At 72.2% G+C, this 13,316-nt stretch carries 14 protein-coding genes; 11 read left to right on the top strand and 3 right to left on the bottom strand.

Going from position 1 to position 13,316, the window contains the following annotated elements; all coding sequences use genetic code 11:
- The first annotated feature begins 75 nt into the window (after window positions 1–75).
- The 11 genes from MUN74_RS10860 to MUN74_RS10910 all read left to right on the top strand — a co-directional run bounded on the left by MUN74_RS10860 (window position 76) and on the right by MUN74_RS10910 (window position 9,803).
- On the top strand, window positions 76–411 hold the full coding sequence (locus tag MUN74_RS10860) for a chorismate mutase (RefSeq protein ID WP_244852074.1): 336 nt from the start codon (window positions 76–78) through the stop codon (window positions 409–411).
- Between the two features lie 13 nt (window positions 412–424).
- Window positions 425–1,363: an SDR family NAD(P)-dependent oxidoreductase gene (locus tag MUN74_RS10865; protein WP_244852075.1), complete on the top strand. Its 939-nt coding sequence runs from the start codon at window positions 425–427 to the stop codon at window positions 1,361–1,363.
- Window positions 1,360–1,560 (top strand): hypothetical protein, encoded by a 201-nt coding sequence (locus MUN74_RS10870; RefSeq protein WP_244852076.1) that lies wholly within the window; start codon window positions 1,360–1,362, stop codon window positions 1,558–1,560. The genes MUN74_RS10865 and MUN74_RS10870 overlap by 4 nt, the downstream gene beginning before the upstream one ends.
- Window positions 1,561–1,735: 175 nt before the next feature.
- Entirely contained in the window at window positions 1,736–2,671 is a 936-nt protein-coding gene (locus MUN74_RS10875) for a phosphate/phosphite/phosphonate ABC transporter substrate-binding protein (RefSeq protein WP_244852077.1), read from the top strand.
- Between the two features lie 69 nt (window positions 2,672–2,740).
- Window positions 2,741–3,613 (top strand): phosphonate ABC transporter ATP-binding protein, encoded by an 873-nt coding sequence (phnC, locus tag MUN74_RS10880; protein ID WP_370647380.1) that lies wholly within the window; start codon window positions 2,741–2,743, stop codon window positions 3,611–3,613.
- Window positions 3,610–5,286 carry a phosphonate ABC transporter, permease protein PhnE gene (gene phnE, locus MUN74_RS10885; protein ID WP_244852080.1) on the top strand — a complete coding sequence of 559 codons (1,677 nt, stop codon included), beginning with the start codon at window positions 3,610–3,612 and terminating at the stop codon, window positions 5,284–5,286. Before phnC ends, phnE begins: the two co-directional genes overlap by 4 nt.
- Complete coding sequence (locus tag MUN74_RS10890) at window positions 5,283–6,515, top strand: TIGR03364 family FAD-dependent oxidoreductase (protein WP_244852081.1); 1,233 nt, start codon at window positions 5,283–5,285, stop codon at window positions 6,513–6,515. The genes phnE and MUN74_RS10890 overlap by 4 nt, the downstream gene beginning before the upstream one ends.
- Window positions 6,512–7,315: a phosphonatase-like hydrolase gene (locus MUN74_RS10895; protein ID WP_244852083.1), complete on the top strand. Its 804-nt coding sequence runs from the start codon at window positions 6,512–6,514 to the stop codon at window positions 7,313–7,315. Before MUN74_RS10890 ends, MUN74_RS10895 begins: the two co-directional genes overlap by 4 nt.
- A 9-nt stretch (window positions 7,316–7,324) precedes the next feature.
- Window positions 7,325–8,503, top strand: coding sequence for an alcohol dehydrogenase catalytic domain-containing protein (locus tag MUN74_RS10900; protein ID WP_244852084.1), 1,179 nt, complete (start codon window positions 7,325–7,327; stop codon window positions 8,501–8,503).
- 49 nt (window positions 8,504–8,552) lie between these two features.
- A complete protein-coding gene (locus MUN74_RS10905) occupies window positions 8,553–9,095 on the top strand; it encodes a hypothetical protein (protein ID WP_244852086.1) in 543 nt (180 codons plus the stop codon).
- A gap of 81 nt (window positions 9,096–9,176) precedes the next feature.
- Window positions 9,177–9,803 carry a VIT1/CCC1 transporter family protein gene (locus MUN74_RS10910; RefSeq protein ID WP_244852088.1) on the top strand — a complete coding sequence of 209 codons (627 nt, stop codon included), beginning with the start codon at window positions 9,177–9,179 and terminating at the stop codon, window positions 9,801–9,803.
- A 54-nt stretch (window positions 9,804–9,857) separates the two neighbouring features.
- Here the strand turns inward: MUN74_RS10910 and MUN74_RS10915 are convergent, their stop codons facing one another.
- Genes MUN74_RS10915 through purL form a run of 3 tightly spaced genes read right to left on the bottom strand, consistent with a single transcriptional unit; the run spans window position 9,858 to window position 13,117 of the window.
- The gene (locus MUN74_RS10915) at window positions 9,858–10,262 is read right to left on the bottom strand and encodes a hypothetical protein (RefSeq protein WP_244852090.1); all 405 of its coding nucleotides are present in this window, start codon (window positions 10,260–10,262) and stop codon (window positions 9,858–9,860) included.
- Complete coding sequence (locus tag MUN74_RS10920) at window positions 10,249–10,779, bottom strand: NUDIX hydrolase (RefSeq protein ID WP_244852091.1); 531 nt, start codon at window positions 10,777–10,779, stop codon at window positions 10,249–10,251. The genes MUN74_RS10915 and MUN74_RS10920 overlap by 14 nt, the downstream gene beginning before the upstream one ends.
- A gap of 4 nt (window positions 10,780–10,783) precedes the next feature.
- Window positions 10,784–13,117, bottom strand: coding sequence for a phosphoribosylformylglycinamidine synthase subunit PurL (purL, locus tag MUN74_RS10925; protein ID WP_244852092.1), 2,334 nt, complete (start codon window positions 13,115–13,117; stop codon window positions 10,784–10,786).
- Window positions 13,118–13,316 lie beyond the last annotated feature (199 nt).

A 13,316-nucleotide genomic window follows, 5' to 3' on the forward strand; every position in this document is an offset into this window, starting at 1 on the left:
CCCCGACGCGCCACCGGCGACGTCGGGTGTCCTGCGACTTCGCGCGACCCCTGCCGTGCGAAGTACGCTCGAAGCATGACTGACGATGCCGCATTCGACGACCGCGACGCCGCGATGAGCGAGCTGCTCGGCATCCGATCGAGCATCGACAACATCGACGCCGCGCTCATCCACCTGCTGGCCGAGCGGTTCAAGTTCACCCAGCAGGTCGGCCGGCTGAAGGCCGTGCACGGGCTGCCGCCGAGCGATCCCGACCGTGAGAAGCGTCAGATCGCACGACTCCGCTCGCTCGCCGAAGACGCCCACCTCGACCCGGCCTTCGCCGAGAAGTGGTTCAACTTCGTCGTCGCCGAGGTGATCCAGCACCACGAGGAGCTCGCGAACGGCGGCAACGCCGAGCGCGGGCTGTGAGCACCGGCGCACGGTGAACTGGTATCCGGCGCCGCTGCCGTCGCAGGTCGGCAAGCGGTATCTCGTCACGGGGGCGAATGCGGGCCTCGGCTTCTTCACCGCCGCCCGGCTCGTGGGCGCCGGCGCCCACGTGACGCTCGCAGGGCGCAGCCCCGAACGCATCGAGGCTGCGCTGGCCGCGATCACCGACGCCATGGCGCGCACGCCGAACGGCGTCGAGGGGGCCCTCGAACCGCTCGTCGTCGACCTCGCGTCGCTCGACTCCGTGCGAACCGCTGCCCGCCGTCTCGGGCACCGGCCGCCGCTCGACGGGGTCGTCGCGAACGCCGGCATGGTGCACACACCCGGCGCGCGGCTCACCTCGCCCGACGGCAACGAGCTCGTCCTCGCGACCAACGTGCTCGGCCACTTCGCCCTGCTCGCCGACCTCGTGCCGCATCTCGCCGACGGGGCCCGCATCGTGTCGCTCGGGTCGCTGTCGAGCAAGCTCTCGACGTTCCGCATCGACGACCTGCAGCTCGAGCGGGGCTACGACTTCTGGCGGGCCTACGCGCAGTCGAAGATCGCGACGCAGGTCTTCGCGTTCGAGCTCGACCGGCGGCTGCGGGCATCGGGGCTGCCGATCGCGAGCCTCGTCGCCCACCCCGGCTACTCGATCAGCGGACGCACCCCGCGCGTGCCCGGGGTCAACGAGCCGACCGCGGGCGCTCGCTTCGCCGATGCGCTGCAGGCCCCGTGGGCGCAGGGCAAGCATCGCGGCGCCGAGGCCACCCTGCACGCGCTCACCGCACCCGAGGCCGAGGGTGGCCAGTTCTGGGGCCCGCGGTACCTCGTGAAGGGGCGGCCCGTGCTGCAGCATCCGACCCGCACCTCCACCGACGCCGAGATCGCTGCGCGCGTCTGGGCCTTCGCCGAGCAGGCGACGGGCACGACGTTCGCACTCGGCAGATGAGCGGTCCCGAGAGCGACGAGCGTCGCGGCTTCTTCTCGCGGCCGACGGTGCGCCGCATCCTCTCCCGGATCGTGATCGCCGTCGGCATCGTGCTCGCCCTCATCGCGCTCGTGAGCGCGCGCTACGGCCTGCTGTTCGCGGCGGTCATCCTGGTCGGCCTCGGCGCCGCGCTCGGCCCGGCACGACTGCGCCGCTGACCACGACGCGTCGCCGCGGCATCCCGATCGGAACCGCGTCGCCGACCCGCCGCGCCCGGTTCACCGACCGGTAACCGCGGCGACCCCGGGCGTTGGCGCCTGCTGCCTACCGTGAGGCATCGGACACGCACCGCCAGCGCCCGAGAGCCGGGCCGGCGTACACGAAAGGTCTCCGATGCACACCATCACCAAGAGCTGGACGGCCGTCGCAGCAGCGGCCCTCCTCACCGTCGGCCTCGCGGCCTGCACCTCGGCGAACGCCGCCGAGGACACCGGCGACACCGCGTCGAGCTCGAGCGAGGCGAAGTTCGCGGTCGACGAGAACACGCTCGTCTTCGGCGTCGTGCCCGACTCGGTCGACACCGAGACCAACTACCAGCCGCTCATGGACTACATCGCCGCCGAGACCGGCAAGACGGTCGAGTACCACGAGTCGACCGACTACGCCGCCCTCATCGAGGCCGCCGTCGCCGGCAAGATCGACGTCGCGAGCTTCTCGGGCTTCACCTACGTCACCGCGACGAACAACGGCGCCGCGATCACGCCGATCTCGTCGATCGTCACCGCGGAGGGCCAGGAGCCCGGCTACTACTCGCAGGCCATCGTGCCCAAGGGCTCCGACATCACCGACCTCGCCGGCTTCAAGGGCAAGAAGGTCTGCTTCGTCGACCCGTCGTCGACCTCGGGCTACCTGTTCCCGACCTACAACCTGCTCGAGGCGGGCATCGACCCCGAGACCGACATCACGCCGGTGTTCGCGGGAAAGCACGACGTCTCGGTCACGAAGACCGGTGAGGGCGTCGAGTGCGAGGCCGGCTTCGCCGAGGACAGCGAGGTCGCCAAGAGCGACAAGGTCGAGGTCGTCGCCGAGACCATGGTCCCCGGTGCCCCGATCGTCGTCTCCGACACCCTGCCCGACGAGCTGACGTCGCAGCTCACCGACATCCTCGGTGAGGTCACGATCGACGACATCATCGCCTCGGGCGTGAAGTCGGCCGACAGCGACGGCTTCCGCAGCGTGTTCTACGCGACGGTGCCCGTCGACGACGAGTACTACGACACGATCCGCGACATCTGCGAGAAGACCGAAGCGGAGCAGTGCCAGGGCTGACGCCCGACCGCTGAATCGCGACGCGCGCGCACGGACACGGAGACGGACATGCAACGAACGGACGAGGACATGAACGAGACCGCCGGCAGCCAGGGCGCACCGGTCATCGAGGTGGCGGGTGTCACCAAGGCGTTCGGGTCGACGATCGCGCTCCGGGATGCCTCGCTGGAGGTCTCCCAGGGCGAGATCGTCGTGCTCCTCGGCCTCTCGGGGTCGGGCAAGTCGACGCTCCTGCGTCACCTCGACGGTCTCGAGACCCCGACCTCCGGTTCCGTGCGCGTGCTCGGCCAGGAGGTGCCGCGCCTGTCGGGCCGGCGCCTCCGGGCCCTGCGCAGCCGCATCGGCTTCGTGTTCCAGCAGTTCGAACTGGTGCCGTCGCTCACGGTGCTCGAGAACGTGCTCACCGGGGCCCTCGCCGAGGTGCGCGGCCCGCGCCTCGGGCTCTGGAGCTACCCGCGGCGACTGAAGCTCGCGGCCCTCACCCACCTCGACCGGGTGGGCCTGCTCGACCGCGCCTACCAGCGCGCCGACACCCTCTCGGGCGGCCAGCAGCAGCGGGTCGCGATCGCCCGCGCCCTCATGCAGGACCCCGAGATCCTGCTCGCCGACGAGCCCGTCGCCTCGCTCGACCCCGAGTCGAGCGAGCAGGTCATGGCGCTCATCCGCGAGATCGCGATGGACGCCGGGCTCACGGTCGTCTGCAGCCTGCACCAGGTCGACCTCGCCCTCGCGTGGGGCGACCGCATCGTCGGTCTCCGTCACGGCGAGGTCGTGCTGGACACGCCGGCCGAGGGGCTCTCGAAGGCCGAGGTCATGGAGATCTACGGCCGGGTCGCGACCGCGACCGCCGAGCTCGAGGCGATCGAGCGCGAGCTGACCACGGTGCCCGACCTGTTCGATGGCGAGCACCTCGCCGCCGAACCGGAGCCCGCCGGACGATGACCGCACTCCTCGCCCCGGAGCAACGGCCGGCCGCGGCATCCCCGGGCGGTTCGATCGCCGAGCGCGCGCCGCGCCGCGTCGTCTCGCCCGAGCGCATCGCAGCGGCGCTGACGCTCGTCGTGATCGTCGGCCTGGCGGTCGTCGCCGTCGCGCAGTCGGGCATCTCGATCTCGGGCATGATCGACAGCTGGGACAACGCCGAGCGATTCTTCGCCCGCGTCGGCCCCATCACCTTCCCTGAGCCGGCCGAGCTCGCGTACCTCACCGCGCTCACCGTCGGCCTCGTGCTCTGCGGCACCCTGCTCGCCGCCGTGATCTCGGTGCCCGTCGCCTACCTCTCGGCCGCGAACACGACGCCCGGCCCCGGCTGGCGCGCCCTCGGACGCTTCATCAGCGTGCTCACCCGGGCGGTGCCCGACGTCGTGCTCGCGATGGTGTTCGTGCTCATGTTCTCGCTCGGCACGCTGCCCGGCATCCTCGCGATCGGCATCCACTCGATCGGCATGATCTCGAAGCTCTTCGCCGACGCCATCGAGCAGATCGACGAGGGGCCGCGGCTCGCCATCCGCGCGGCGGGCGGCTCGAGGTGGCAGGAGTTCACGAGCGGCATCCTGCCGCAGGTGCTGCCCTCGTGGGTCGCGACCGTGCTGCACCGCAACGACATCAACCTGCGCGGGTCGGTCGTGCTCGGCTACGTCGGCGTCGCGGGGCTCGGCCTCGAGATGTCGTTCGCCTTCAAGTCGCTGAACTACTCGCTGGGCATCGGCATCGCGATCGTCATGTTCGCCCTCTGCGTCGTCATGGAGATCATCTCGAGCGCGGTGCGCAAGGCGATGCTCACGGGCGGCCGCTCCTCGGGCGGGCCGCTCACGGCCTCGACTCCGGATGCCGCGATCCGACGTCCGTGGACCGGATCACGCGTGCGCAATGTCGTCTGGGGGTGGATCGCCGCCGCGGTCGTCGTCGGCAGCATCGCCATCTGCGACATCCAGTGGGGCGACCTCGTCACCGTGTGGGCGAAGATCCCCGCGGTCGCCGTGCAGTTCTGGCCGCCGGGCTTCGGCAGCTACGACGCGGAGACCATGTTCGGGGCGATGGGCCAGACCATCGGCATCGCGCTCGCCGCGACGCTGCTCGCACTCGTCGTCTCGGTCGTCGTGGGCTCGCTCGCGGCCCGCAACGTCGCGCCGAACGGCACGACGCGCACGTCGATGCGGTTCCTGCTCGTCGCCATCCGCGGCGTGCCCGAGGTGATCCTCGCCATCGTGCTCATCGTCATCACGGGGCTCGGCGCCCAGGCCGGCACCCTCGCGCTCGCGTTCGGCGGCATCGGCCTCGCGGGCAAGCTCATCGCCGACTCGTTCGAGGAGGTGAAGGCCGGACCCGAGCGTGCGCTCGCCGCCACCGGCGCGAGTCGCGGCCAGGTGTACGCCTCCGCGACGCTGCCGCAGGGCACGCCCGCGCTCATCGGGCACGGCTTCTACCTGCTCGACACGAACGTCCGCGCAGCGACCATCCTCGGCATCGTCGGCGGCGGCGGCATCGGCTACTACCTGCTCAACGCCGGACAGGGATCGAACTACCAGGTCGTCACCGCGATTGTGCTCATGATCCTCGTGACCGTGCTCGTCGTGGAGGGGGTCGCGATGTGGATGCGGCGGGTGTTCCGATGAGCCGCACGTTCGATGTCGCCGTCGTCGGGTCGGGGGTCGTCGGCCTCGGCGCCGCGCTCGCCGCACACCGTCGCGGTCAGCGGGTCGTCGTGATCGAACGGGGGTCGGAGCCGACCGGCGCGTCGATCCGCAACTTCGGCCACCTGTGCTTTACGCCCCAGCACGGTCGTGCGCGCGAACTCGCCCTCGCCTCGCGCGAGATCTGGCTCGGACTCGCCCGCGACGCGGGCGTCTGGCTGCGCGAGTCGGGCACCCTCGTCGCCGCCCGTGCCGACGACGAGCTCGCGGTGCTCGGAGAGCTCGCGGCGCTGCGCGGCGACGAGGTCGAGCTGCTCGACGCCGCCGAGGCATCCCGCCGCATCCCGGCCGCACCGGGCTCGCTCGCCGGCGGCGCGCACCTGCCGCGCGACCTGCAGGCCAACCCGCGCCAGGCGCTCGGCGCGATCGCCGCGCGCCTCGAGGCGTCGGGCGTCGAGTTCCACCGCCGCACGAACGTCGCCCGCGTGCGGGGCTCACGTGCCGTCGGCCGCGTGCGGGGCTCACGTGCCGTCGGCGGCGGCGCGGCTGTCGTCGAGACGAGCCGCGGGCCGATCGAGGCCGGCGAGGTCGTCGTCGCGGTCAACCACGACGTCGACCTGCTCTACCCCGAGCTCGCCGAGGCGCACGGCATCGTGCGTTGCGGGCTCGACATGCTGCGCGTCTCGGCCAGGCTGTCGGCACCGCTCGAGGCGCCGCTGCTCACGGGCTGGTCGCTCGTGCGGTACGGCGCATTCGCCGCGACGGATGCCGCGACCCGGCTGCGCGAGCGCCTGCACGCCGAACGCCCCGACCTCGCGGCGCTCGACCTGAACCAGATGTACACGCAGCTGCCCGACGGGTCGCTCATCGTGGGTGACACCCACTCCCGCGGCGAGGCGATCGAGCCGTTCCAGGGGGAGTCGGCGTTCGACGCGCTGCTCGAGGTGACCGCCGAGCTCTTCGGCGTGGCGCGCCCCCGGGTCATCGAACGGTGGCAGGGCGTCTACGCGTCGGGGCCTGACGAGTTCCTCGTCGAACGCGTCGAACCGGGCGTGCACGTCGTCGCCGCGACGACCGGCATCGGCATGACCTGCGGGCTCGGCCTCGCCGAGCACGTCGTGCACCGCGCCCTCGACGGCGAACCCGCGTCGAACGGGCTCGCGACGGGGCATCCCGCCACCCAGACCACCACCCAGGAAGGCCGATCATGACCATCGACACCCGCGAAGAGACGCGCCCCGAGCTCGGGCTCGAGACCGACGACGAGCTCGCAGAGCTCGACGAGGCCGCGGAGCTCGCCGACCCCGACGACCTCGACGACGAGGACGGCGAGATCGAGCTCATCGTGCTCGACATGGCCGGCACGACCGTCGTCGACGACGGCGTCGTCGAGCGGGCGTTCGCGCTTGCCGCCGAGCGCAGCGGCATCATCGCCGAGGGCGGCGACTTCGATGAGGCGCTGCAGTACGTGCGCGACACCATGGGGCAGTCGAAGATCGAGGTCTTCCGGGTGCTCGCCGACGGCGATGAGGATGCGGCCCAGCACGCGAACGCCGAGTTCGAGGGCGCCTACGCCGAGCTCGTCGCGAGCGAGGGCGTGGCCGAGATCCCAGGTGCGGCGCGCGTGATCACGCGGTTGCGCGACGCCGGTGCCTCCGTCGTGCTGACGACCGGGTTCTCGCCCGTCACGCGCGACGCCCTGCTCGACGCGCTCGACTGGCGCGGGCTCGCCGATCTTGCCCTCTCGCCCGCCGACGCCGGGCGCGGACGTCCGTACCCCGACCTGCCGCTCACCGCGCTGCTGCGCACCGAGACGAGCTCGGTGGAGGCGATGGTCGTCGTCGGCGACACCGTCAGCGACATCGAGTCGGGCGTCGCTGCAGGCGCCGGTCTCGTCGTCGGCGTGCTGACCGGCGCGCACGACCGCGACTCGCTCGAGGCCGCCGGGGCCGACGCCGTCATCGCGAGCGTCGCCGAACTGCCGGCGCTGCTCGGCCTGCACGGCGAGTAGGGGGAGCCGATGCACACCGTCGTGCGCGTCGCGGGGCCCGACCTGCTGCTGCGACCCGCCCCGGTCGCGATGGTCTGGTACGAACCGGGCCGGGCGCACGAGGCGCTCGCGGCGCCCGGCGTGCGACTGTCGCCGGGTGAGGCGCTCGTCGAGGTCGAGCTGGCGACCGTCTGCGGATCCGACGTGCACACCGTGCGCGGCGACCGGCCGGCGCCGGCGCCGCTCGTGCTCGGCCACGAGCAGGTCGGTCGCATCGTCGCGGTCGGCGACGGTGCGGTGCGCGCCGACGGCTCGGCGCTCGAGCTCGGCGACCGCGTGGTGTGGTCGGTCGCGGTGAGCTGCGGCGACTGCGACCGCTGCCGGCGCGGACTCGAGCAGAAGTGCCGGGCGCTCGCCAAGTACGGCCACGAGCGGGTGCACCGGGGCTGGGAGCTCTCGGGCGGCTTCGCCACGCACGTGCAGCTCAAGTCGGGCACCGCCGTGGTGCGCGTGAGCGAGGAGCTTCCGGCCCTCGTCGCCGCGCCCGTCTCGTGCGCGACCGCGACCGCCGTCGCCGCGCTCGACGCGGCCTCGGCGCACGTGCCGCTCACCGGCAACGCCGTGCTCGTCACGGGCGGCGGCATGATCGGGCTCAGCGTCGCCGCGATCGCGCGCGAGGCCGGTGCCGAGGTGATCGTCTCCGAACCGGATGCCTCGCGGCGAGAGTTCGCCCGTCGACTGGGTGCGCTCGTGGCCGACCCGCGGGCGCCACGCGGCGGACCCGAGCACCTCGACACGGTGATCGAGCGCCTCGCAGCCCGCGGCATCCCCGAGCTGCTCGTCGCCGTCGAGGCGTCGGGTGCGGCCCCGGCCGTGCGTGCGGCCGTCGACGCGGTCGGCGTCGGCGGCGTCGCCGTGCTCGTCGGCAGCGTGTCGCCCGGCACCGAGTTGCGGCTCGACCCCGAACGGCTCGTGCGCGGGCTCGTGACGATCACCGGTGTGCACAACTACACGGGCGCGCAGCTCGAGCGGGCGGTCGCCTTCCTCGAGCGGTCGTGGCGGTCGCTGCCGCTCGACGAGCTCGTCGGCATCACCCACGGGCTCGACGAGCTCGATCGCGCCCTCGCCGAGGCGGCGACGGGTGAGTACGTGCGGGTCGGCGTCGCGCCGGGGCGGCGTACCGTGCCGCATCCGGTCGAGCGCGGCTGAGGGGCCGATCGATTACCGCTCCGCCCGGCGCACGCGGCACCATGGTGGCATGACGGATGCCACGGGGTCGGCGTCGGCCGGAGCGGTGATCGAGCGGGTTCGGGCGTCGTTCGCCGCGGCCGCCGCGAGCCTCGCCGCAGCGGGCGCGCGCACCGAAGTGCTCGCCGAGCTCGTCGAGCCGAAGCGCGTGCTCGGCATCGCCAGGGCGCCGCGGATGGCGCAGCTCGGCCGTGTGTGGCGTCTCGGCGTGCTGCTCGTCGCGTCCGACGGCTCGGCGTACGCCACCGGACACGTCGTACGTGCCGAGCTGCCCGCGCGACGCAGCGTGCTCGCCGACAGCGTCGCCGAGCACCGCGCATGGCAGGCCGCCGCTGTGCGCGGAGGCATCGCCGAGGGCGAGACCGTCGACTTCGATGCCGCACCCGTCGACCTCGATACGCTCGGTCGCGACGGGGTCTCGGGGCCGCTGGTCGTGCGCGACGGTGACGCGTTCGTGCGCTGGAACCCGAACCAGCCCGACGCGCTCGCCGAGCTCGAGCGGTACCTCGCCGACCGGGTCGGCCTGCTCGTCGAACCACCCGCGGGAGCCTGAGGCCCCAGCCGCCGATTGCGGCCGGTCGCTAGGGTGGCGCTTGTGAGGTGGTACCGGAGCGAGGGTGCACGTGAATTCGTGGTGGCCGCCAACGACGGCATCATCGGCACCGCTGGCGTGCTGCAGGGCTTCGCCGGAGCCGGTGCCTCGAGCACCACCCTGCTCGTCGCCTCCGTCTCGGCGATGGTCGCGGGCGCCGTCGCCGGCTTCGGTTCGAAGTACGCCGAGCTCGCGGCGGAGCGCGACGCCCAGCAGGCACTCATCGCGGACGAGGCGAGCGACCTCGCGAGTGACGACGCCGATGAGCTCGCCGACCTGGCCGAGCACTTCGAGGAGCGGGGCGTGCCCGGGCCGCTCGCGGAGGAGGTCGCGAGCGAGATGCACCGCCACGAACCGCTCGCGGCCCACCTCGAGACCGAGCACGGGATCACGGAACCGATGCGCGCACTCCAGCCCCTCGCGGGCGGGGCGATGAACGCGCTGGCGCTCGCGAGCGGGTCGGCACTGCCGTTGCTCATCCTGCTCGCCTATCCCGCCGCGTGGGAGTCCTGGGCGGTCTTCGTCGCCGTCCTCGTGTCGCTCGCGGTCACGAGCATGCTCGTCGCCGTCTCCGCGAGGACATCGGTGCCCCGTGCGCTCACGAGGACGATCGGCATCGGTGCCGCGACGATGCTGCTCAGCTACCTCGCCGGTGTGCTCATCTTCTGAGCGGCACCCGCTCCGCGGCAGCCCGGGCCGCGCCCGAACCGACCGCCGGACGCCTCAGGGCCTCGGCTCGGCGGGCGGCTCGCCGGCCTCGCCGGAGACATCCGCAGCGCCGTTCTCGCCGTCGTGAGCGGACTCATCGACGCCTGCGCCGGCGTTCTCGCCCTCACCTGCGCCGCGGCCCGCGGCCGGATCGCGATCGCCGTCGGCGTCGCGCTCGCCGCCCTGCTGGCTCTGCTCCTGGATGGTGCGCATCATCGAGTCGCGCAGGCCCTCCTGGCCGGTGTGCAGCTCCTGGTACTTCTCACCGGCACCGGCGAACGGGCCGAACGCCTCGCGCATGCGCTGCCCGGGCGGTGCCTTCACGGCGCGCATGATCACCCCGATGAGGATGATGATCGCGAACACGACGATCGCGCCGCCCGCGACCCAGCCCATGAGCACGTAGTCACTGCCCTGCATGCGACGCCTCCGTGAACCCGAAGACGCTGACCGGCTCGAGCCGCCCGTCGCGCAGGCCCTCGAGCACCTGCCGCTCGTGAGGCACGACCGGTTCGGGCAGCGCGTCGAGGGCGAACCACTCGAGGGCTGCGGCCTTCTGCGTCTCGACGATGCGGGGCTCGCCCGACCACTCGCACACCTGGAAGAACACGTCGAAGCGCTGCTCGATCGGCCGTCCGGAGCCGTCGGTGCGGTGCATGAGCGTGAGCAGCTCGAGCGCGCTCGGAGCGACCTCGACGCCGAGCTCTTCGAGCGCCTCGCGCGCAGCGCCCGTCGGCAGCGACTCGCCCGCCTCGACGTGGCCCGCTGCCCCGAACGCCCAGTGCTCGTCGTAGTAGCCCGTGCCGCGGCGCAGCTGCAGCAGCACCTCGTCGCCGCCGGCACCGGTGCGGCGCAGCAGCACGTACGCGGCGGGCACGACGGTGAACCGGCCGTGCGTCGACGCGTACGCGTCGGTGTAGTGATCGGTGCCGGTCATGGCGTCAGTAGCCGACGACCGGCCCGAACGCGTCGGCGAGCGGGGCGCGGTTGATGCCGCGCAGCTCGTCGACCGAGACGGTGAACGCGTCCTGCACCTCGAGCGACTGCGATGCGGCGTCGGTCACGCCGATGCGGCGCACGGGGTAGCCGCGACCCTCGCAGAGTCCGCGGAACTTCACGTCGTCCTCACGGGGAACCGTGACGATGACGCGGCCCGTCGACTCGCTGAACAGCGCGGTCGCGAGGTCGATCTCGGCGTCGCCCGTGACCTCGCCGAGGAACACCCGGGCGCCGACGCCGAAGCGCGACACGGCCTCGGCGAGGGCGATCGCGAGACCGCCGTCGGAGAGGTCGTGGGCCGAGTCGATGAGGCCCTCGATGGTCGCGGCCGAGAGCAGCTCGGCGAGCGTCTTCTCGGCGGCGAGGTCGACCGCCGGCGGGCGACCGCCGAGGTGGCCGTGCACGACGCCGGCCCAGGCCGAGCCGTCGAGCTCAGCCTTCGTGTCGCCGAGCAGGTAGATGTTGTGGCCGTCGTCCTGCCATCCGCTCGGGATGCGGCGGGCGACGTCGTCGATCACGCCGAGCACCGCGATCACCGGGGTCGGGTGGATCGGCACGTCGCCGGTCTGGTTGTAGAAGCTCACGTTGCCGCCCGTGACCGGGATGCCGAGCTCGAGGCAGCCGTCGCTCAGGCCCTCGACGGTCTCGGAGAACTGCCACATGACCTCGGGGTTCTCGGGCGAGCCGAAGTTGAGGCAGTCGCTGACGCCCATCGGCACGGCACCGGTGACGGCGACGTTGCGGTACGCCTCGGCGAGGGCGAGCTTCGCGCCCTGGCGCGGGTCGAGCTGCGAGTAGCGGCCGTTCGCGTCGGTCGCGACCGAGACGCCGAGACCCGACTCCTCGTCGACGCGCACCATGCCGGCGTCATCGGGGTAGGAGAGCGCGGTGTTGCCGAGCACGTACTTGTCGTACTGGTTCGTGACCCACGCGGCATCCGCCTGGTTGGCCGAGCCGACGAGCTTCAGGAACTGCTCGCGGATCTCGTCGGGCGTCGCCGGACGATCGAGCTTCGCGGCCGTGTCGGCCTGCAGGGCGTCGATCCACGTCGGGTAGGCGACCGGGCGCTCGTAGACGGGGCCGTCGACGGCGACGGTGCGCGGGTCGACGTTCACGATCTCCTGGCCGTGCCACATGATGCTGAGGCGACCGGTGTCGGTGACCTCACCGAGCACGCTCGTCTCGACGTCCCACTTCTCGACGACCTTCAGGAAGCCCTCGAGCTTCTCGGGCTTCACGATCGCCATCATGCGCTCCTGGCTCTCGCTCATGAGGATCTCCTCAGGCGTGAGCGTGGGGTCGCGCAGCAGCACGTCGTCGAGCACGATGGCCATGCCGCCGTCGCCGTTGGAGGCGAGCTCGGAGGTGGCGCACGAGATGCCCGCCGCACCGAGGTCCTGGATGCCCTCGACGAGGTCGTTCTGGAACAGCTCGAGGCAGCACTCGATGAGCACCTTCTCGGCGAACGGGTCGCCGACCTGCACCGCGGGGCGCTTGGTCGGGCCGCCCTCGGCGAACGTGTCAGAGGCGAGGATCGAGGCGCCGCCGATGCCGTCGCCGCCCGTGCGTGCGCCGAAGAGCACGACTTTGTTGCCCTGACCCTTGGCGTTCGCGAGGTGCAGGTCTTCGTGACGCAGCACGCCGACCGCGAGGGCGTTGACGAGCGGGTTCGCCTGGTACGTCGGGTCGAACCAGGTCTCCCCGCCGATGTTCGGCAGGCCGAGGCAGTTGCCGTAGAAGCTGATGCCGCTCACCACGCCGTGCACGACGCGCGCGGTGTCGGGGTGTTCGATGTCACCGAAGCGCAGCGCGTCCATGACGGCGACGGGGCGGGCGCCCATCGAGATGATGTCGCGCACGATGCCGCCGACGCCGGTCGCGGCGCCCTGGAACGGCTCGATGTACGAGGGGTGGTTGTGCGACTCGATCTTGAAGGTGACGGCCCAGCCCTCGCCGATGTCGAGCACGCCGGCGTTCTCGCCCATGCCGACCATGAGGTTCTTCTTCATGTCGGGCGTGACCTTCTTGCCGAACTGGCGCAGGTAGATCTTCGACGACTTGTACGAGCAGTGCTCGCTCCACATGACGGAGTACATCGCGAGCTCGGCGCTCGTCGGGCGGCGGCCGAGGATGTTGCGGATGCGCTCGTACTCGTCGGGCTTGAGGCCCAGCGCGGCGTACGGCTGCTCCTTCTCGGGCGTCGCGGCCGCGACCTCGACGGTGTCGAGCACCGGGGTCGTGGGGGCAGCGATGGTGGCGGGGGATTCAGCGGTCACGAGTGGCGAGCTCCAGAGAACGGCGGCGAGGCGGATGCCGCGGGCGGATGCCTGACCGTGCCAGTCTACCGGCCGTGCTCAGGTGAGCAGGCCGGGCGGTGCGGCGGCCCGATGATGGTGGGGTCGGCGAGCCGCGAGTAGGCTCCGATCCGAGCACCGACCCCGTTCGTCTGGCCGAGGGGAGCCGTGATGAGCAGCA

The sequence above is a fragment of the Agromyces sp. H17E-10 genome, assembly GCF_022919715.1.
Lineage (GTDB): Bacteria > Actinomycetota > Actinomycetes > Actinomycetales > Microbacteriaceae > Agromyces.